The following is an 18,374-nucleotide window of genomic DNA, read 5'->3' on the forward strand; positions in this document are numbered from 1 at the left end:
TCACGTGAGGAGCTGGCTTATGCTGTTAACTGAAAAAATGAAGCAGGATGGATTCTCGCCGTCGGAACGAGACGTGATCGACTATTTATTTGCCGAGCGGGAGCGGATTCACGATCAGACGATGAAGCAAATCGCTGCGGCGACGTATACGCACCCGTCCATCCTTAGCCGAATCGCTGCGAAATTGGAGTTCACAGGTTGGGTCGAGTTGAAGGAGCAGTTTTTGGAGGAAATCGAGTATTTGAACCGTCATTTCTCAGACATCGATGCGAACGAGCCGTTTGCGGCCGGCGACCAGTTGATGGTCGTAGCGAACAAGTTAGCGGCGCTCAAACAGATGACGATTGAGGATACGTTGTCGTTGCTCGATCATGAGGCGTACGAGCAGGCCGTAACGATGTTGTGTGAGGCACGGCACATCAAAGTCTTTTCTGTTATCCATAATTTGTTGCTCTGTCACGACTTCAAGTCAAAGATGAACCGAATTGGCAAACAAGTCAGCCTCTGTGAATTCGATGCCGAGTTCGAAGCGGCCAACTCGGATGAAACGACGTGCGCGCTCCTCATCTCGTATACGGGGGAGAGCGATTACACGCTCGGGCTCATCCCTTACTTAAAGAAACAACGTGTGCCGGTGCTCTCCTTGACGAGTCTCGGAGAGAACGCGATCTCGAGCCAGGCCGACTGCACGCTCCGTTTGACGACTCGTGAGCGCCTCTACTCGAAAATTGGGAGCTTCACGACGAACGATTCGATTCATTGTCTGCTCGACCTGTTGTACGCGGGTGTGTTCTCGAAAGACTATGAGGCGAACATGGCTTACAAAGTGCAAATTTCGAAACGGTTCGACCATCGAAAAATTTCAAGTGAGGTCATGCAAGAAGAAGAGCATCCGTTCACGTGAACGGATGCTCTTTGCGGCGTACATATACGCGATAGCTGATGAACAACACGAGACCAAGCAACGTCATCACCGTTGTGATATTAAAGAATGGCGGTCGATATGTCAATTCGACCTCGTTTCGCCCTTGATCGAGCTGAATCGCACTGAACGCATAGTTGGCCTGTAAGACGTCACGGGTTTCTCCGTTGACGGAAGCGCGCCATCCGCGTTCAAACGGCACAGGGAGAACAGCATACGTTCCTGGCTCGGCTTCCTCGACGGTGAAGTCAAAGTCGGGACCATCCCAAGTGACCGGGATGTCAGGACGCGTCTTCGTCTCCTCGACTACCGAGTCGAGCGTCGCATAATCTTCCCACTCGACGGTCACATTTTCGAGTGCATACGTGCCTTCGGGAAGACGTAACGGGACGCGCTCGGACATCGGCGTGCGTAGCGTCATCGATGTGAGGTCGGTCCGGTAAATCGACTCCTCTGGTTTACGTGTCGTCCGGTATCCACCCAGTTTGATGAAGAACCCGTCGCCCTCCAGCTTTCGAATGTCGAAGGAGACATACAAGTCTCCCCTCGCCGTCGACGGGACGTCCGGAATCAAGTCGATGCCGCCTTCATCAGAGGTGACACGAAGTGTATCGCCATCTAATGCAGCCTCGACTTCTTCGGTCATAACGTCGATGGTCCGAGCCGGAGTCGGTGTGTCGCGTCCAGCTTCTAAGATGACACCTGAGAGCATCGTCTGCTCGCGCGTCAACATCGAGACATCGTCAAGATCAGCTTGGCGATAGGTAGACGTCGTCGTGCGAACGAACGGGAGGCGCGTCCCGCTTTCATAGACGGCGTAACGTTCCGTCTCGGCGAGCAAGTTGAACCCGTAAGGCGCTTCGCTCGCCACGTTTTGGTTACGCATCCAGTAAGGGCTTGATAGTAAGTGATGCAGGTTGGCGCGATTGCCGAGCGTTCCGTACCGACTCACACTTTCCCGTCCCGTATCGATTTCGAGGTCGTTCCAATAGAGCGTCAACAGGTTCCCGTTCAATATGCTCGAGTACAGGCTGGTCCCGAGGAACGATTGGACGATGGGTGTGTTGTTGCGCAAAGGAACCATCCAATCGAGACGTTCGAGCGGGGCGGCCTCTTCTTGTACGAGTGCAATCAGTTCCCGTTGTTCGGCGCTGTCATAGTTGGAACTGTTCACGAATGACTCGTTCGTCTTAACGATGGCTTGATCGTGAAGCACGAGTTTCGTGTAGCCGTTAAAGACGACGAGACATGAGACGATGAGCAGGTACGGCGTAATCATTGGTTTCCACCAAAGCGACGCCACGGTGGCGAGCATCAATCCAAAGATGACAAGACTGACTGACCACGACGCGACCTCCCCGAACAAACCGAGTAGGAGATAAAGCGAGACCGTACTCGTTGCGGCGATATAGAACGATTTTTTTTCAAATCGCCAATGTGACAATCCGACCGCGACCGCACCACCAATCGTAAAGCTCGCGAGATATTCCCAGCGATATTGCGGAGCCGAGAAACCGTTGAAGAAACTTCCGACGTGTGGGCTGAAGTGAAGTACCGTGAATAAAAGACTCATCGCCGCAAAAAGACGAAACGCCGTCTGGCGATAAAGTGGACGATAGAGGGCGAACAGGATGAAGACGGCCGGAATGATGAACAGGCGGCTATCATACAAAATATTATCGAAGCGCACCAGGTCAATCTCGTGCTCGAGAGACGGTCGCTCGTTTTGCAGAAATCCATACGTCGCCGGAATGAATGCGAACGCGCTGAGGAGCAACGCGAGCACACCTGATCCACTATACAGTAGCCACTGTTGTCGGCGTCTGAGACGATCTTCCGGGAAGCGGATGAACTGGCGGAACACGACGTAGACAAAGACGAACACCAAGTTGATGTAGGCGAAGTAGAAGTTATTGACGAGCATAAGCGCACTGATGACGATGAAGAAGTCGGCGCGCCCAAGCCGGATGATGCGCTCGAGACCGATGACGAGGAGCGGGACCCAGAGAAAGGCGTCTGCGAAAAATTCCCAAAACGTCACATGGCGAATATACATGACGGATACTCCGTATAGGACAGCGCCCACGAAGGCGTGTGGCAGTTTGACGTGGAACAGCCGATACGCGTGTGTCGCTAACAATAGGACGACGGCGAGACGGATGATGCTGACGACGAGAGTGAGCTGTAACCATAGTTCGAGATTTGGCGTGACGAGTCCGAGTGCGTCGAACAGGGAGACAACGGAGACCGTGAGCCAAAACACGACCGAAGTCGCATAGTAGTAGGCGAGCTGCGTGATGATTCCACCGCCAAAGCCGAAGTCTTCCGCATAGACGAGGTTTCCTTTATGGAACGTCTCGTACAGGAAATGTTTGAACGGGACCATCTGCGATAATCCGTCATTCGTGCCAGCGATGTAACCGCCTTGTGACTGATAATAGATGAAAAAGGAATGGGCGACGATGGACACGAGTAAAGCGGCGGCGATGAGCAATTTTTTCTTCATATGGCGGAGTGCCCCTGCTTCAAAATCTTACTCGTGACGATGAACGTCGCCGGTACGGCGATGAAAATGGCGAACAGGGGGGCGATGGCAGTCGACACCCGGAGCTGTTCGACGAGCACATAAATACAGACGGTCGTGACCGTGAAGTTGACGACTTGTGTCAGCGGGAACTGTAGAAATTTGCGTAGCGTCGGTTTGACGTTGAACGTGAAATAGCTGTTTAAAAAGAAAGAGGCGACCATGCTGAGCGCGAACGCCACCACATGAGAGACCCCATAGCTGATGTTCCATACGTAATGAAACAGCATATAAACGACGTAGTAATTGAGGGTGTTAATTCCCCCGATGACGATGAATCTTATAAACTCTGCCTTCCGATTGTTCATTCACACTCTTCCTTTGCATATTAGTCTCTTGAATCAAATAAGCGGGACGTTGTTTTGTCTCGAAGTAGATACGTCCGACATATTCACCGATAATCCCGAGACTGACGAGTTGAATCCCTCCGAGCAAAAGGATGGCCGAAATGAGCGTGAAATAGCCTGGCGTTTCGACGCCGTCTTGAATAATCCCGAACAGCGTGAATAAAATGTACAACATCGACAGGACGAGAATCGAGACCCCGGTAAAGAAGCAGAAGCGGAGCGGTTTGGAGTTGAACGAAATCAAGCCGTCGACGCCGTAATTGAACAATTGACGAAACGACCATTTCGTCTCTCCATTTTGGCGAAGGACGTTTTGATAGGTGATGATTTTTTGTTCCATCCCAATCCAAGAGAACAATCCTTTTGAGAAGCGCTGATTCTCGTTCATCCGAAGAATCGCATCGACGGCATCACGACTGAGCAATCGAAAATCGCCGACCCCGTCTTCGAGTTCGATATCGACAATTTTATTAATTAACGAGTAGTACGTTTGGGATGCCAATTTTCGGATGCCGCTCTCGCCGGTCCGGTCCCGTTTAGCGATGACTTGGTCGTAACCTTCCTCAAAGCCCGTAATCAGTTTCGGGATGAGTGTCGTCGGATGTTGTAAATCGGTATCCATTAAAATCATCGCGTCTCCGTTCACGTGTTGCAGACCTGCTAAAATGGCCGCCTCTTTCCCGAAGTTCCGAGAGAACGAGATATACCGGATTTCAGGACGACGAACTGCTAGCGATTTGATCGTCTCGAGAGTGCGATCGGTACTTGCATCGTCAATAAACAAGATTTCATAATGATAGTCGCTATCAAGAAATTGTTCATGGATGGCTTGGAAGATGAGCGGGATGTTTGTCTCTTCATTATAAGCTGGGAGAACAAAGGAAATGAGTTGCATAGATTGACTCCTTTCGGGCGTGACACATACGTCTCTTGTTCCCGAACGAGCCGGAACTCATGCCTGATTTACAGAATGACTGTAAAAACAAAACATCTACCCGGGAAGAGTAGATGTTTCTTCGTTCAGTCCAATGAACGCAACAGTGCGCGCACCGGACTGCCATCTCCTTTGACGATGGGGAGCGGCACGGCGTTCAATTCATAATCACCAGGGGCGATATGGTCGAGGACGAGTCCTTCAAGAATATGGACCCCGTTGCGGGCAAGCGCATGATGCGCCGCCATCTCTTTACTGTCGATTGCATCGACCGATGGCAAATCGAGACCGATCAAATAAATCCCAAGGTCACCGAGGCGGTCGGCGAGTGAAGGCGTCAGTTCCGGGATGCGGTCCGGGAACGTACGCTTGTCCGGCCAGCCGTCCGTCTTAAGGATCAGCCGTTCGACGCCGGTCAAGTCAAAGCCGTCCAAATCGGACGCCTCGATCTGTTCGCGGCCAGGAAGATGGATGACCCGGGCCGGTCCGATATAAAGTCCCGGGTCGAGGTCGATGACGCGCTGTCCGGCGTCGTCGAAATGGAATGGAGCGTCGATGTGCGTGCCGGAATGGAGGCTCATCGTCATTTTGCCGACGTTGACCGATCCGCTGTCGGCCATCGGCCAGGCGATCTCATAACGGAAGGCGGTGTCGCCCGGCCATGTCGTCGTGCTGTCTTCAAGCGGTTGCGAAACATCAATCCATGTCATCGTGTTCGTCCTCCTCACAGTTTTGTTCGGACGGTCCAAAGTTCAGGGAAGAAACGGTGGTCGAGGACGCGTCGCAAATAGTTGACGCCGGACGAGCCGCCGGTCCCCATCTTTTGACCGATAATCCGCTCGACCGTGCTCATATGGTTGAAGCGCCACATCTGTTGCTGGCTGCCGATATCGAGCAGTTTCTCGCCGAGCTCATACAAGTCCCAATATTTGGTGACGTCTCGGTACACTTCGACCCAAGCCGCTTCGACGCTTTCGTTCCATTCCCAATCTTTCGTGACGTCGCGGTTGAGCACGGCGTCATCGATGGCGAGACCGCGGCGGTGCATCTCGCGGACCGTCATATCATAGATGCTCGGTGCCTGCAGGGACGACTCGAGGAGCGGGTATAGCTTCTCGTCATGGGCATACACACTGAGCGTGCGCGCGTTCTTAAAGCCGAGCGCGAACTCGATTTGGCGGTTCTGGTACGATTGGAAACCAGACGACGAACCGAGCTTGTCCCGGAACTCCAAGTACTCGGCCGGGGTCAACGTCGCGAGGACGCTCCACGACTGGATGAGCTGTTGTTGAATCTTCGAGACGCGGGCGAGCATCTTGAACGAGCGCTCGAGCTCTCCGGTCTCGATGGCGGTCGTCGCCGCCGTCAGTTCATGCAAAATCAGCTTCATCCACAGCTCGCTCGTCTGGTGGATGATGATGAACAGCATCTCGTCATGATGGTCCGATAAGCGGTGCTGACTCGAAAGAATTGGGTCGAGTTGCAAATAGTCTCCGTATGACATGTCTTTCGAAAAGTCTGTCTGAATCGATTGCTCGACGTTATGTTCAATCCGTTCACTCATATTGATTCTCCTTAGGCCACGACTTCGCGGACGTTCTCGAACGCCTCGTATTCTTTGTTTTCCATAATCGTCCGTAACGTCATCACGACGTCATACACATCGGTGAACGTGTTATACAGCGCGACCGGTGCCAAACGGATGATGTTCGGGGCCCGGAAGTCCGGGATGACGCGATGCTGTTTGAGCGCTTTACAGATGCGGGCCGCCTCCGGATGCTCGAGGCTTAAGTGGGCGCCGCGCTGCGTCTCGTTGCGCGGGCTGCCGATCACGAAACCGTATGGGGCGAGCACTTCGTCAATCAGTGCGGTCATATACGTCGTCAAAGCGAGCGATTTCTCGCGGATGGCGTCCATCCCGACCTCGTTGAACATCTCGAGGGCTCCGAGTTGCGGGGCGAGGCTCAAGACGTGCGGTGTCCCGATTTGGAATGCTCCGGCGTCATCGGCCGGTGTCATCGTGTGATCCATATCGAACTGTTTGTCTTTGCGCGATCCGAACCAACCGGCCAGCCCAGGCGTCGTCCCGAAGTGACGCTCGTGAACGAATAGACCGCCTACACTGCCCGGTCCGCCGTTCAAATGTTTATAGTTGCACCAGTAGGCAAAATCGACGCCCCAGTCATGGAACGCGTGCGGGATGGCGCCGACCGAATGACAGGCGTCAAAACCGATCAAGATATCCCGTTCATGCGCCGCCTTGGCGAGGCGCGCCATATCAAGAATCTGTCCGCTGCGATAGAGGACGGTCGGTAAGACGATTAAGGCGATATCGTCCGTCATCGCCGCGATGATGTCGTCTTCTTTCAAGTAGCGTCCGTCCGGGCTCGAGACTTGGACCAAATGTTCGCTCGGGTCGAGTCCACGGAGCTCGAGTTGACTCTTCAAAGCGTAAATATCAGATGGGAACGTTAGTGTGTCAGCCAGAATCTTCGTCCGTTTCCCTGTTGGCTCAAAGAACGAGGCGACGAGTTGGTGCAAGTTGACCGTCGTCGAACCCGTCACCATCACTTCCTCGGCTCTCGCGCCGACGAGCGGGGCGTTGAGCGCGGCCAGTTGTTCCGACAAGTTGAACCATGGGTGACGTCCCGACATCCACCCATCAATGCCGAGTTCCTTCCAGTCGCTCAGCGATTCGAGTAACGTCCGTTCGGCCCGTTTCGATAGGAGCCCAAGCGAGTTCCCATCCATATAAATCCCGTCTTGCGGCAAATAAAATTCTCCCCGGTATGGTGCGAGCGAGTCGCTGGCGTCGTGTGTTTCCGCGTACGCCCGTGTGAAATCTTGTAACATTCTCATCCCCCTAAAATTCGTCATGCAATTCTGACAAAAGCGTAGCAAACCTAGAGAGGAGCGTCAATTTTTGGTACGAATGATTCGAATGTATTGAATGTTCGTGAACACCATGATGAACGATAAGACAAAAATCGAGAAGAGCTGGGAATCACCGGTCATGAGTGAGTAGGCGAGCAACACGATGATGGCGAACATCATCAGCGCGCTCGAGGTGATGTTCGTTCGATATAGACCTTGTAACATGACATGTTTTTCTCCGTCATCGGAAAGTTCAAGTAGTCGCTGGGCGTAATCGGGATTCGATAACTTTGGTAGCGTACGATCAGGATACATGACGGATAGTAGCGCGTTAAACGCATAAGAGAGGACGAATGAACCTAATAACGTAAAGAAGTTAAAGAGTAAGAACCATATCGATTGATCAGTCAGTAGGGCGAGGCTCATCGAGACGAGACTGAAGATGATTATCAACGTCGAAACGAGTGTCCCATCACTATAGGCCCGATACATGCTACCTTCCGCCTCATCTTCTTCCTCACCGGCCAATGGTGTGTGGAGTAGGTGGCGAATGAGTTGATAGCGACTGAGTGCCCAGGCAAACAATCCGATCAAGAGTAACGTCAGCAGAATCATCATCGGAAGCTCGTAAGCCGTTAAATCGATTTGAATCAATTCATTGTTCAAATATGCGTACATGCCGAGATAGCCGAACACCCCGCCAACGAACATTTGGAGTCCAAATTTTAGCCATGACTTCATCGTAGTTCCTCCTCATCAAACTGAAATATATCTTCAATTGACTCATCAAAGACGCGCGCGATTTTGACGGCAATTAACAAGGACGGCATGAACTCTTCCCGTTCAATCAAACTGACCGTCTGTCGTGAAATGCCGGCGCGTTTCGCCAACTCGGTTTGATTGATTCCGAAGCGAGCGCGCAATTCTTTTAATCGTGTTTTCATTGAATCACCTCATTACGGATAGTGTAATCGATGATATTCATTTTGACAACTATATTAGTCAATATGAAAATTATAATTGTCAAAATTGTTATCAGAATGACTCATTTCACGAAGGGGTTACGGTGATGGAACTACCATCTGCCTGTATGGATGACTGAATCGCGTATTAGGGTGTACAATCTGAATATTGAGGGGTGTGAAATCAGGGGAAAAAAATAGATTTTGAAATAGGAGGAAATGAGGATGAAGTTGATTGCCATCGATTTAGACGGGACGTTATTGTCTCGAACTGGTGTCATCACAGAAACGAACCAAGACGCAATCCGGCGTCGCCAAGCCGAGGGGGATTTGGTCGCCATCTCTTCGGGCCGATCGATTCACGATATCGAAGAGTTGCTGCGACGGAGCAGATTGACTTGTCCAATCTTGTCCGGGAACGGGGCGATCGCTTTCTATGAGAACGAACGCATTTATTACCACGCGCTCCCGAAAGACGTCGTACAGGAGTTGTGGGATGTGGCCCATGAGCACGGAGCGTATGTCGAATTTTATACGAATGCCGGGGTGAAAGTACTCCGTTCGGGTACCGATTTACTGAAGGGCGAGTTGGATGAGGTGTTGCCACACGACCAATCGTTCTCACGGGAATGGGGCGAGCGGGAGATTGAAATTCAAAACGAACAGTTCGGGCTGACATATGTTGATGCGATCGAGGACATCGACTTTGAGGCCGACGAAGTGTACAAAGTTTTTGTCTATTCGTTCGATCGGCGCAAACTGCACGAGCTCCGGAAACTGTATGAGCCCCGGACCGACATTTTGATCACGACGGCAGGCTGGACGAAAATTGAGATCGGTCATCCGAATGCGAGCAAAGGGATGGCCTTGACGCAGTTGGCAGAGCATCACGGCATTCCACAAGCGGATATTGTGGCCATTGGGGACAATTTGAACGACATCTCGATGTTCGAAGTGGCGGAAACGAGGATTGCGATGGGGAACGCCGTCGATCCGTTGAAAGACATCAGCACCCATATCACGAAGGATGTTGAGGACGATGGCGTCGCCTATGCGCTCGACCATTATATCGACGACTAAATTTTGGAGAAATGGTGAACAGGGATTCGATGTCACGTAAAACGGTTAATGTATTAGTGTAGTCCTCATTCAACGTGTTGAGCTGAAAGGGGGCAACGGATGAAACGAAGATTCAATCGTTGTTTGACTGAGGCCGGCTCGGTGAAACGAGAGACAAGTTGGTTGAAAGACCGGCGGACTAGGTGATCTCCTGATTCAAACTGTCGTCCACCTGACCTCGCGCGAGAGGTGAGGGGCAGACAAAAAGGATATGTGGGAGGCAAAACGTCTAGGAAGCTCGGTGGTTCAAAACAGGTGGGCATGATGAGGTTCATGATGGATTTCAACCTTATTACGTCGAAACGCAGTCATGGCCGTTTTGGAGGCAATGTCTCTGTGCAGGGCCAGATTGATGTTCAGACGAACGAACGCTCCGAAATCGCGTTCTGAACCGCGTCCATTTTCTAGCACGTATCGATTGATTGCATGGGACGGTCGGCCGGTAACTTTCTCGGTCGGGTGAAAGTCCGCTCTACTAGAAACGCTCACCGTTAAGCGCCACAGACGTGGCGCTTTTTCTTATGGGGCGAACGTGGCGACCCGGTCCGGTTGTTTGCCATCTGCTCGTTCGAACTTCACACGATGGCCGTCTGCGGCCTGTTCGACCTGAAACGTGTAAGCGGCGTCAGGTTCGTCTTCGAACGTCAAATCATAGACGTAGCCGCTTAAGGAAAGGGTACCGTCAATCGAATAGGTTTCCGCCGAAATGTTATAATGAGTCGCAAGATACTGCTCCAAAGCCCGCTCGCGTTCTTTAATTTCGGTCGAGTAGCGGACGTAGAGGAAAGTAGCGGCCGTGATGGTGACGACGAGGGTGAATCGGAGAATCGTCTCCCAGTTTCGTTTTGGCATGAGCGCGTCTCCTTTCCATATCTGTAAATAAGAATTTCAAAATATTTTACGAAAAATTCTGACAAATTACAAGAAAAAATTGTAGAGGAGTGACGACATGCCGAAAATATATTGGCTCGGGACGTTCGGGAGCGGATTGATTCTCATGATGATAGGGGAAACGGGTGCTGTCCCACGTATCGTGCCCTATTTTTTAATGGCGCTTGGCGTGACGGGCTTTCTCGTCCAAGCTTGGTTCGAACAAAAACGACGCCGCTAAGGGCGTCGTTTTTGATTAAATCGATTCGAGCAACTGATTCAACAATGTGTCGATGTCTGCTTGGAGCGCATCGGCTTGTTGCTGCAACGTCATTAATTCTTCTAAATCGTTCGTCTCATTCATCTGGTGCAGGAGTGCTTGATGTGATGCTTCGAGCTCGGTCAGGCGAGCTTCATCAACCGAGGTGTCGCGAGTCGTTTCTTGCTTCGGTTTTACGAGTTTCGGTTTAGGAACGGCGACCTCTGTGTTCATTTCATGTTGCCGTTTCTCGAGCGCATACGACACGTTTCCCGGGAAATGTGTCGCTGTCCCATCAAGCCAATACGTGATTGGGAACAGCTTGTTCAAGAAGTAGCGGTCGTGTGAGACGGCGACGAGCGTGCCGGTAAAGCGGTCGAGTGCGTCTTCGAGTGCCTCACGCGCTTCGATGTCGAGATGGTTCGTCGGTTCGTCTAACACGAGCACGTTGATATCCTCGTGCATGAGGATCGCGAGCATGAGCCGCATCTTCTCACCGCCGCTCAAATCTTTGACCGGTTTGAAGACGCTCGCGCCATAGAAGAGGAACTGGGCCAGCAATTGACGGGCCTTCCCTTCATCGACAGCGATGCGGTCACGGAACGCCTCGATGAGCCGATGGGAGTCATCAAAGTCGATGTGTTGGGACAAGTAGCCGATTTGGGCCCGTTCCGCTCGTCGCACCTCGCCTGTCGCCGGTTCGAGGTGACCGAGCAATACTTTCAATAGGGTCGACTTTCCGCTCCCATTTGGGCCGACGATGGCGATGCGTTCGCCATGACCGGCGTAGAACGAGACGTGTTCGAAGACGGTCCGGTCGTAAGTGACCTTCACGTCGGTCGCCTCGAACACATCGCGTCCGGTCCGCCCCTGAGCCGTGAACTGAATGTCCGGTTGAACGGCCTCGAGTCGTGGTTTTTTGATCGTCTCGATGCGGGCGAGCGCTTTCTCCATCGATTTGGCGCGCCGATAAAACTTCTCGTTCGGTGGATTGCCTTCGTTCGCCCACTGTCTTAGCTGTCGAATCGTTTCCTTCATCTTCTTGATTTTCTTTTGTTGCTCCGTAAAGGCATGGAATTGATCGAGCAACTTCTTTTCTTTTTGGGCGACGAACGCGCTGTAGTTGCCATCAAAACTAGCCAACTCCCCGTCCTCACATTCGACGATGCGTGTGGCGACGGCGTCGAGAAACACGCGGTCGTGCGAGACAAGGAGAAGCGTGGACGGGCTGTCACGCAGGAATGACTCGAGCCAAGTCATCGCTTCTAAATCGAGATGGTTCGTCGGCTCGTCGAGGATGAGCAGTTCCGGCTCTTGGAGCAATGCCAAGGCGAGTCCGACTTTGGTCCGTTCGCCGCCGCTGAGTGTATCGAACGGTCGGTCGACAAAACTTGTGAGGCGTAATCCATCAATCATCGCACTCACTTTCGAATCGATGGCATAGCCGCCGCCGTTCTCATAGCGCATCTGCAGGGCGCCGTACGTCTCGAGGAGTGAGTCGATGTCGTCACTTGAGATCATCTGTTCCTCGAGTCGTCGCATCTCGTCACCGAGTCTCGTCAACTCGGCGAACGCGGTATAGAGTACGTCTCGCCCTGATTTACCAGGATGGGCAGGAATCTGGGCCAAATAGCCAATCGTCAGCCGTTGTTTTCGATAGATTGTCCCTTCGTCGGGCGAATCGGCGCCGACGATAAGGTGTAGGAGTGTCGTCTTGCCGCTCCCGTTCCGTCCGACGAGCCCGATTCGCTCGCCTACGTTTACCTGAAGATTGGCATCGATCAAGACGGCGTGGCCGCCGAATTGTTTTTGAATATGTTGTAATTCGATTAGCATAGATGGTTCCTCCTAAAGTAGAGGCCTATCAAAAAAACCGAGCGCAAAGAAGCGCTCGGCAAGAAAGAGAGGCGCTTTGTCGTATTTCAGCAATGTCTAAAAAAGGACAGACGGGTCCTGTAATTACGCGACATCGTGAAAAATCGCACGCAAAATGTACAAATGTTCTGTTGACCAATGCGTACGTCCGACAAAGTTCACCTTTCTCCCTCCTTTCAATCATCATTAGACCTATTGTAAGCGATTTCTATCAGTTCGACAACTAGAGAGACAGGAATTTCATGAAACCGTGTCGTATTGTTTAGGCATCAGAAAGGAGAGACGCTATGCGCAAGGAATGGCTCGGTGCTATCAGTTTAACGCTCGCCGCCAGCATTTGGGGCGGGATGTACGTCGTCAGTAAGTATGCGCTCGGCTATATCGAACCGTTCACGCTCGTCTGGATGCGTTACGCCGTCGCCTTTGTCGTCCTGTTTATAATGTGGTGGGCGTTCGGACGCGAGCAGATTGCCAGGGGCGCCTGGAAGTGGATCGCGCTCGTCGGAGTCGTCGGCTATGTCGCCTCGATTTCATTTCAATTCATCGGAACGAAACTCTCAGATGCCCATACCGGCTCGCTTGTGACGGCGGCGACGCCGGCGTTCATGGTGATCTTCGCCCGGTTGATTTTGAAAGAGCGGCTCACACCTGTCAAAATCGGGTCACTTCTGTTGGCGACGCTCGGGGTCATCATTGTCGTCGGCTGGCACGTCGAAGGTACGTATTTCATCGGTAGCCTCGTCTTGGTCGGTGCCGCCATCACGTGGGCGCTCATGTCCATCTATGTGAAAATCGCTTCCGAGACGATGTCGTCGTTAACGATCACGACGTTCGCCATCGGCATCGCCTTCGTATTGATGACGCCACTCATGGGAATGGAAGTGGCCGCATCCGGTTTACCGGATATGACCACGGTGTTGTGGCTCAGCGTGTTATACGTTGGCATCATTTCGACGGCCGGGGCGTTCTTCTTTTGGAACAAAGGGCTCGAGCTCATGGATGCGAGCGTCGGGTCATTATTCTTCTTTTTCCAACCGCTCGTCGGGGGTTACCTCGGCTGGCTCGTCCTCGACGAACGACTCGACCGTAACTTCTTTATCGGCGCCGCCTGTATCGTCACGGCCGTCACGTGGTCGACACTCGCCGAGCGACGGCAAAAGCGGACCCGCGAGACACGTCAAACTGAGAAGCGCCATATTTTATAACCAAAGACGACCGGCCCGCTCTGGGCCGATCGTCTTTTTAAAAACCGTGATGATCGAGTTTGTCTTCGTCGCGCTTCATCGCGAGTTCGAGCCGCTGAATCGCGAGTTTCTCTTGCTCGATTTTGAGTCGAAGCTCTTCTAAACGCGCCTTCCGTGTCTTGTTGAACGTGTCTGCGGCGATGGACACGACGACGATGACCATAATGTAGAAAAAGAAATCCATTTGATACGCCTCCCTTTAGTGTGAGCCGAACAGCTCCGTCACCAGCTGTTGTGTGAGGAGCGCCTCACGACCGTCCGTCATGATGGCCGTATCCTCGGTCACTGCCGAGATAAAGTGGTCGATCGCCCCTTGGAACCCGCGTTGGGTCAGGAGCGTGTCCCATGACCCGAACGTCTTCGTCGAATGGGCGCCGTGCTCGAACCGTTGAAGCGTCACCATCTCATCGACCGTCACGCGAAGTCCGTCCCGGATGGCGCTGAGTCCTTCATGATTCGTCCCGGCTTTACGGTGCATCGACGTCGTGTGCAGTCCGTGCTCGTCTTGCCAGACGTGACGTGCGAAATGGAGACCGTTCGCCTCGGTCGTCGCGATTTGGCCCGTCACTAAGCGTAACTCGCTTCCGGCGAAGTACCGGAGCGTGTCGACGACATGCAAATAGTCATCGAGCAGTGTGAACTGATAGTCGTGGCCACGCAATCCGTCGCCACGATGCTTGACGAAGTCGATCGTGTGGAATGGGGCTGCTGCTTTCACATGCTGATACATCGGGGCGAACCGGCGATTGAAGCCGACCATGAGCTTACGGTTCTTCTGCTCGGCCAGCTCGACGAGACGTTCCGCTTGTTCGATTGTCGCAGCGAGTGGTTTATCGACATACACATCGACGCCATTTGCGAGCAGATAAGAGACGACGTCGAAATGTGTCTCGGTCGAACTGTGGACGAACGCCGCGTCGACGGACGCCGCGAGCTCGGGAAGTCCAGTGAATGATTCCATCCGGTGAGCCTGACAGATTGCCTCACGTTTGGCGACGGTCGGGGAAAAGGCACCGACGAGTTCGAACGACGTGCTGTTCGTCAAAATCGGTAAGTACGCTTTCTGAGCGATGCCGCCGAGACCGACGACACCAATTTTAGGCTGACGCATATGTACCACTCCTTTTCTATCATCATAACGAAAAAAGAACCGAATGACACGTACGCGTGGTGCGTCAGGTCATTCGGTCCTTACTTATAGGCTGGCACTGAGTACGATGTCGCCCTCGGGTGCCGTGTTGCCGCGTTCGGGTTCTTTCGTGACAGCAACGGTATCCCAGTCTATCTCTGATTCGGTCGAATCGAGCGTATAGATGACGGTCCCGTTGCCTTTGTCGTCCGTGACGAACGCCCCGGTCGGAATCGGAGAGCCGTCTTTTAACAACCAAACTTGATACACTTCGTTCGCTTCGAGCGCATCGAGTCCGTTCGTCTGGACGATGAGCTGGCGCTGGCCGTCCTGTTCGGCGAGGTACGCCACGCCTTCCGATTCGCCTTCGAGCGGGACGGTCTCGGTCAAGGCGATTCCGCTCGGATCATCTTGGTTCAATAGCAGATAGCCGTTCCCGATCAAGGAGAGCATGAGTGCGGCCGCGAGAGCGAGCGCTCCCCATGGCGTCTTCTGTTTCTTCTTCGTGGCTGTGAACGGTGTGATCGGGGTCGGTTCGTCTTGCTTCGACTCCGTCTCCGTCTTGTCTTCCGCGAACACGTTGTCGAGGATGCGTGCCTTCATCCCGCTTGGCGGTTCGGCCGGTTCAGAGAGGAACGCGACGCCGCCGACGAGGGCCTCGAGTTGTTCGAGCTCTTCTTGACACGTTTGACATGTCGCGAGATGCGCTTCAAACCGGATGCGTTCGTCTTCTGTCAAATGCTGGTTGAAATAATCAATCAATTGGTCACAAGCGTTCATCGTTCCACCTCCTTATCATTCAAATCTTGGGATAGATGCCTTCGTAACTGTTTCAATGCTAATCGAATCCTTCCTTTTACAGTACCGAGCGGGATGCCGCACGTATCGGCAATCTTTTGTTGGCTGAGCCCTTGGAAATACATGAGCCGGACGACTTGTTGTTGCTCGGCCGGCAGTTCGGCCATCGCCGTCTCGATTTGGGTCCGCTCTTCTTGCCATTCGACCTCGGTCTCGACGGACGGGGCCGGGGACGGGATGGCTTCCGCGTAGGACTCATCCAATTGCAGGTCGGGTTTTCGTTTGCGAATCAAGTCGATCGTGACGTGACGGCTCATCGTGAACAGCCACGATTTGAATTTTCCTTTTGTCTCATCATACACGCCGCCACCGCGCCATAGTTTAATGAATACTTCTTGCATCGCTTCTTCGGCGAGATCGCGGTCTTTCGTCAATTGCATGACGAACGCATAGAGGATTCGTTCATAGCGGTCATAAAGTGTCTCGAGCGCTTGTTTGTCTTTTTGCCTGACGCGCTCGTACAATTCAATATCAGTCATGGCTTGCTCCTTTACACATAAGGGAATCCCTTGTATTGATCTAACGGATGAAACCGTGAAATGGATGCCTATTTGACATGACTATTTTGTGAACAGTCAAGATTTTCCCGCATCTAACGGGAACAACTGGACGCTATCCCTCCGATACGGCGGAACAGGCGTAGATTCAAGGCGCTGAGCAGGCGGTATGTCACGTAACTGAACAGCGTTGCCGTAATGAGCGTGACAAGAAGTGCCAAATTGCTCGGAATCCATTGTTGCCAGACCGAATAGGACCGGATTCCAAACAAAAAGGTAAAGACGAGCCCGAACCCGATCACGATTCCGCTATACTGACAGTAGTAACGGCTTAATCGATTTTGCATGCTGCCACGTCCTTTCTCCTTTACTATACGAGATGGGGTATGGCGACACAAGGAGGAGCAACATGAAACGATTCAAAGAGGAAGGGGACACCCTCATCTGTTTCGACTTTGATGAGACGTATTTCCCGCACGCTTGCTCTGTTGACCAGTTGGAGCGCTTGCGGCAACTCGAAGACTTTCTCGATGTGCAGTCGCATCGGTTCTCGACGATGTGGGTGACGGGGAGTTCGCTCGAGACGATTCGAGATAAAATGGCACGGGCAGACATGCGTTACTTCCCGCACCGGATTGCGGCGAGTCTCGGGACGGAGCTGTATCAAGTGACGGCGTCCGGACAATTGGAGCTCGATTCCGGTTATTCGTCCCGATTCCCCGATGATTTTTCAGACCGCGTCACCCAAGTCGTCGACAGGATAGGGCGAACGCTCACGATTGAGCCACAGACGAATCTTGGCACAAGCGATTGGATGCACAATTATTACTACTTCGGCGAGCGCTCGGACGAGATCGAGCACATCCGTTGTATTGCCCATGACTTCGGGATAGCAGTCAACGTCAGTCGGTGCAATCCGCTCGCCGGGGATCCGGCAGACGCCTACGATATTGATTTCATCCCACAAGGGGCAGGGAAAATTGCTGTGGTCGATTACGTGTGCGACCGATATACATTTCAGACCGAGCACGCCTACGCGTTCGGGGACAGTGGGAACGATTTAGGAATGTTGCGATATGTCGGCAACGGTTATGTACTCGGCAACGGGACGGAAGAAGCCAAACGAGAACATGGTCGTGTCACCGAGGGCATGTATGCGGATGGGATTCTAGAAGTGTTACATCGGGTGGTGCGGTAGACAGGTTTAAGCGCTCGTGACTAAACGTAGCGCTGCGGTCTCCACACGTTCGAACAAATACGTTTTCAGCCGATGGGTCGTCAAATCGAGCGGCAGACGATGCTTCCAAAGCTCGGTGAACACCTCGGAGAGGACGGCTTCGGCCAAGTCGGCTCGCGTCGTCAAGCGGAGGGCAAGCGAATATAAGATGCGCTCATAGCGGTCGTAAAGCAGTTCGAGCGCAGACGTGTCGCGGTTTACGATGCGTGCGTATAAATCGTGATCGGATATGAATGACATGGTGGACTCCTTCAGAATGAGACTGTCTCGTGGTTGGGTTGCGGGCAAATGACGTAACCTTTTTATTTCACTTATGGGGTGAACGTAAACGGTTACTTTCCGATTCGAGCACATTCAAAAAAACACCCGAAGGTCCGCGTCTAGCGGCCAAGCGGGTGTTTTTGGGTTAAAACGACGTATAACAGTGAGGGCATGTCTGGGTGTTCCCACCGGACCGTTTGAACGTTTTCTTACAGTTCGGACACGTGACGGTCTCGGTGTCTTGGCCGAACAGGCTGCCGCGGTTGAATAAAACATTTCGTAAATTTGGCAAGGCTTTGGCGGCATAAATCATGGAGATGAATAGGACGATGGCCAAAACGGCCAACATGACATATGTCATAACGGGCGTACTCCTTTCGCAAAAGATTCATTTCTTCTAGC

22 protein-coding genes are annotated in these 18,374 nt (G+C 52.6%); 5 read left to right on the plus strand and 17 right to left on the minus strand.

The window, feature by feature from the left end:
* The first annotated feature begins 19 nt into the window (after positions 1-19).
* Positions 20-904: a MurR/RpiR family transcriptional regulator gene (locus KNP72_RS11550; protein WP_214719042.1), complete on the plus strand. Its 885-nt coding sequence runs from the start codon at positions 20-22 to the stop codon at positions 902-904.
* Here the strand turns inward: KNP72_RS11550 and KNP72_RS11555 are convergent.
* The 8 genes from KNP72_RS11555 to KNP72_RS11590 all read right to left on the minus strand — a co-directional run bounded on the left by KNP72_RS11555 (position 897) and on the right by KNP72_RS11590 (position 8,605).
* Entirely contained in the window at positions 897-3,428 is a 2,532-nt protein-coding gene (locus tag KNP72_RS11555) for a YfhO family protein (protein ID WP_214833402.1), read from the minus strand. The two genes, KNP72_RS11550 and KNP72_RS11555, sit on opposite strands and share 8 nt — an antisense overlap.
* Complete coding sequence (locus tag KNP72_RS11560) at positions 3,425-3,814, minus strand: GtrA family protein (protein ID WP_214719046.1); 390 nt, start codon at positions 3,812-3,814, stop codon at positions 3,425-3,427. The genes KNP72_RS11555 and KNP72_RS11560 overlap by 4 nt, the downstream gene beginning before the upstream one ends.
* Positions 3,762-4,748: a glycosyltransferase family 2 protein gene (locus KNP72_RS11565; RefSeq protein WP_214719047.1), complete on the minus strand. Its 987-nt coding sequence runs from the start codon at positions 4,746-4,748 to the stop codon at positions 3,762-3,764. Before KNP72_RS11565 ends, KNP72_RS11560 begins: the two co-directional genes overlap by 53 nt.
* Positions 4,749-4,873: 125 nt before the next feature.
* Positions 4,874-5,497 carry an arylformamidase gene (gene kynB, locus KNP72_RS11570; protein ID WP_214833404.1) on the minus strand — a complete coding sequence of 208 codons (624 nt, stop codon included), beginning with the start codon at positions 5,495-5,497 and terminating at the stop codon, positions 4,874-4,876.
* Positions 5,498-5,511: 14 nt separating this feature from the next.
* The gene (gene kynA / locus KNP72_RS11575) at positions 5,512-6,351 is read right to left on the minus strand and encodes a tryptophan 2,3-dioxygenase (protein WP_214833406.1); all 840 of its coding nucleotides are present in this window, start codon (positions 6,349-6,351) and stop codon (positions 5,512-5,514) included.
* Between the two features lie 11 nt (positions 6,352-6,362).
* Positions 6,363-7,640 carry a kynureninase gene (gene kynU, locus KNP72_RS11580; RefSeq protein ID WP_214833409.1) on the minus strand — a complete coding sequence of 426 codons (1,278 nt, stop codon included), beginning with the start codon at positions 7,638-7,640 and terminating at the stop codon, positions 6,363-6,365.
* Positions 7,641-7,703: 63 nt separating this feature from the next.
* Entirely contained in the window at positions 7,704-8,402 is a 699-nt protein-coding gene (locus KNP72_RS11585; RefSeq protein ID WP_214833412.1) for a DUF3169 family protein, read from the minus strand.
* On the minus strand, positions 8,399-8,605 hold the full coding sequence (locus tag KNP72_RS11590; RefSeq protein WP_214711235.1) for a helix-turn-helix transcriptional regulator: 207 nt from the start codon (positions 8,603-8,605) through the stop codon (positions 8,399-8,401). Before KNP72_RS11590 ends, KNP72_RS11585 begins: the two co-directional genes overlap by 4 nt.
* A 243-nt stretch (positions 8,606-8,848) precedes the next feature.
* On the opposite strand from KNP72_RS11590, the gene KNP72_RS11595 reads away from it, so the two are divergent.
* Positions 8,849-9,703, plus strand: coding sequence for an HAD family hydrolase (locus KNP72_RS11595; protein ID WP_138858645.1), 855 nt, complete (start codon positions 8,849-8,851; stop codon positions 9,701-9,703).
* A 558-nt stretch (positions 9,704-10,261) separates the two neighbouring features.
* Here the strand turns inward: KNP72_RS11595 and KNP72_RS11600 are convergent.
* On the minus strand, positions 10,262-10,594 hold the full coding sequence (locus KNP72_RS11600; protein ID WP_214796541.1) for a hypothetical protein: 333 nt from the start codon (positions 10,592-10,594) through the stop codon (positions 10,262-10,264).
* Positions 10,595-10,691: 97 nt separating this feature from the next.
* On the opposite strand from KNP72_RS11600, the gene KNP72_RS11605 reads away from it, so the two are divergent.
* Positions 10,692-10,853, plus strand: a complete 162-nt coding sequence (locus tag KNP72_RS11605; protein ID WP_214833415.1) for a hypothetical protein — start codon at positions 10,692-10,694, stop codon at positions 10,851-10,853.
* A gap of 15 nt (positions 10,854-10,868) precedes the next feature.
* Here the strand turns inward: KNP72_RS11605 and abc-f are convergent, their stop codons facing one another.
* A complete protein-coding gene (gene abc-f / locus KNP72_RS11610) occupies positions 10,869-12,707 on the minus strand; it encodes a ribosomal protection-like ABC-F family protein (protein WP_214833418.1) in 1,839 nt (612 codons plus the stop codon).
* Between the two features lie 326 nt (positions 12,708-13,033).
* On the opposite strand from abc-f, the gene KNP72_RS11615 reads away from it, so the two are divergent.
* A complete protein-coding gene (locus KNP72_RS11615; protein WP_214833421.1) occupies positions 13,034-13,951 on the plus strand; it encodes a DMT family transporter in 918 nt (305 codons plus the stop codon).
* A gap of 37 nt (positions 13,952-13,988) precedes the next feature.
* Here KNP72_RS11615 and KNP72_RS11620 read toward each other — a convergent pair whose 3' ends face one another.
* The 5 genes from KNP72_RS11620 to KNP72_RS11640 form a co-directional block, all read right to left on the minus strand.
* Positions 13,989-14,174, minus strand: coding sequence for a hypothetical protein (locus KNP72_RS11620; protein ID WP_214711241.1), 186 nt, complete (start codon positions 14,172-14,174; stop codon positions 13,989-13,991).
* Positions 14,175-14,189: 15 nt separating this feature from the next.
* The gene (locus tag KNP72_RS11625) at positions 14,190-15,101 is read right to left on the minus strand and encodes a Gfo/Idh/MocA family protein (RefSeq protein WP_214833424.1); all 912 of its coding nucleotides are present in this window, start codon (positions 15,099-15,101) and stop codon (positions 14,190-14,192) included.
* Between the two features lie 84 nt (positions 15,102-15,185).
* Positions 15,186-15,899: an anti-sigma factor gene (locus tag KNP72_RS11630; RefSeq protein WP_214833427.1), complete on the minus strand. Its 714-nt coding sequence runs from the start codon at positions 15,897-15,899 to the stop codon at positions 15,186-15,188.
* On the minus strand, positions 15,896-16,456 hold the full coding sequence (locus KNP72_RS11635) for an RNA polymerase sigma factor (protein WP_214754396.1): 561 nt from the start codon (positions 16,454-16,456) through the stop codon (positions 15,896-15,898). Before KNP72_RS11635 ends, KNP72_RS11630 begins: the two co-directional genes overlap by 4 nt.
* Before the next feature lie 113 nt (positions 16,457-16,569).
* Positions 16,570-16,821, minus strand: coding sequence for a hypothetical protein (locus KNP72_RS11640; protein WP_214833429.1), 252 nt, complete (start codon positions 16,819-16,821; stop codon positions 16,570-16,572).
* 62 nt (positions 16,822-16,883) lie between these two features.
* Between KNP72_RS11640 and KNP72_RS11645 the strand changes: the two genes are divergently transcribed.
* Positions 16,884-17,672: an HAD family hydrolase gene (locus tag KNP72_RS11645; RefSeq protein ID WP_214833432.1), complete on the plus strand. Its 789-nt coding sequence runs from the start codon at positions 16,884-16,886 to the stop codon at positions 17,670-17,672.
* A 6-nt stretch (positions 17,673-17,678) separates the two neighbouring features.
* Here the strand turns inward: KNP72_RS11645 and KNP72_RS11650 are convergent, their stop codons facing one another.
* Together KNP72_RS11650 and KNP72_RS11655 are read right to left on the minus strand one after the other, a co-directional pair.
* On the minus strand, positions 17,679-17,951 hold the full coding sequence (locus KNP72_RS11650) for an RNA polymerase sigma factor (protein ID WP_214754402.1): 273 nt from the start codon (positions 17,949-17,951) through the stop codon (positions 17,679-17,681).
* Positions 17,952-18,117: 166 nt separating this feature from the next.
* Entirely contained in the window at positions 18,118-18,333 is a 216-nt protein-coding gene (locus KNP72_RS11655) for a hypothetical protein (protein WP_235420224.1), read from the minus strand.
* Positions 18,334-18,374: the final 41 nt, after the last annotated feature.

This window comes from Exiguobacterium sp. s152 (genome assembly GCF_018618335.1).
Taxonomy (GTDB): Bacteria; Bacillota; Bacilli; order Exiguobacteriales; family Exiguobacteriaceae; genus Exiguobacterium; species Exiguobacterium chiriqhucha.

Coding starts and splice junctions, on each gene's coding strand:
- KNP72_RS11550 (WP_214719042.1), top strand. CDS start 20: ATGCTGTTAACTGAAAAAATGAAGCAGGATGGATTCTCGCCGTCGGAA.
- KNP72_RS11555 (WP_214833402.1), bottom strand. CDS start 3,428: ATGAAGAAAAAATTGCTCATCGCCGCCGCTTTACTCGTGTCCATCGTC.
- KNP72_RS11560 (WP_214719046.1), bottom strand. CDS start 3,814: ATGAACAATCGGAAGGCAGAGTTTATAAGATTCATCGTCATCGGGGGA.
- KNP72_RS11565 (WP_214719047.1), bottom strand. CDS start 4,748: ATGCAACTCATTTCCTTTGTTCTCCCAGCTTATAATGAAGAGACAAAC.
- kynB (WP_214833404.1), bottom strand. CDS start 5,497: ATGACATGGATTGATGTTTCGCAACCGCTTGAAGACAGCACGACGACA.
- kynA (WP_214833406.1), bottom strand. CDS start 6,351: ATGAGTGAACGGATTGAACATAACGTCGAGCAATCGATTCAGACAGAC.
- kynU (WP_214833409.1), bottom strand. CDS start 7,640: ATGTTACAAGATTTCACACGGGCGTACGCGGAAACACACGACGCCAGC.
- KNP72_RS11585 (WP_214833412.1), bottom strand. CDS start 8,402: ATGAAGTCATGGCTAAAATTTGGACTCCAAATGTTCGTTGGCGGGGTG.
- KNP72_RS11590 (WP_214711235.1), bottom strand. CDS start 8,605: ATGAAAACACGATTAAAAGAATTGCGCGCTCGCTTCGGAATCAATCAA.
- KNP72_RS11595 (WP_138858645.1), top strand. CDS start 8,849: ATGAAGTTGATTGCCATCGATTTAGACGGGACGTTATTGTCTCGAACT.
- KNP72_RS11600 (WP_214796541.1), bottom strand. CDS start 10,594: ATGCCAAAACGAAACTGGGAGACGATTCTCCGATTCACCCTCGTCGTC.
- KNP72_RS11605 (WP_214833415.1), top strand. CDS start 10,692: ATGCCGAAAATATATTGGCTCGGGACGTTCGGGAGCGGATTGATTCTC.
- abc-f (WP_214833418.1), bottom strand. CDS start 12,707: ATGCTAATCGAATTACAACATATTCAAAAACAATTCGGCGGCCACGCC.
- KNP72_RS11615 (WP_214833421.1), top strand. CDS start 13,034: ATGCGCAAGGAATGGCTCGGTGCTATCAGTTTAACGCTCGCCGCCAGC.
- KNP72_RS11620 (WP_214711241.1), bottom strand. CDS start 14,174: ATGGATTTCTTTTTCTACATTATGGTCATCGTCGTCGTGTCCATCGCC.
- KNP72_RS11625 (WP_214833424.1), bottom strand. CDS start 15,101: ATGCGTCAGCCTAAAATTGGTGTCGTCGGTCTCGGCGGCATCGCTCAG.
- KNP72_RS11630 (WP_214833427.1), bottom strand. CDS start 15,899: ATGAACGCTTGTGACCAATTGATTGATTATTTCAACCAGCATTTGACA.
- KNP72_RS11635 (WP_214754396.1), bottom strand. CDS start 16,456: ATGACTGATATTGAATTGTACGAGCGCGTCAGGCAAAAAGACAAACAA.
- KNP72_RS11640 (WP_214833429.1), bottom strand. CDS start 16,821: ATGCAAAATCGATTAAGCCGTTACTACTGTCAGTATAGCGGAATCGTG.
- KNP72_RS11645 (WP_214833432.1), top strand. CDS start 16,884: ATGAAACGATTCAAAGAGGAAGGGGACACCCTCATCTGTTTCGACTTT.
- KNP72_RS11650 (WP_214754402.1), bottom strand. CDS start 17,951: ATGTCATTCATATCCGATCACGATTTATACGCACGCATCGTAAACCGC.
- KNP72_RS11655 (WP_235420224.1), bottom strand. CDS start 18,333: ATGACATATGTCATGTTGGCCGTTTTGGCCATCGTCCTATTCATCTCC.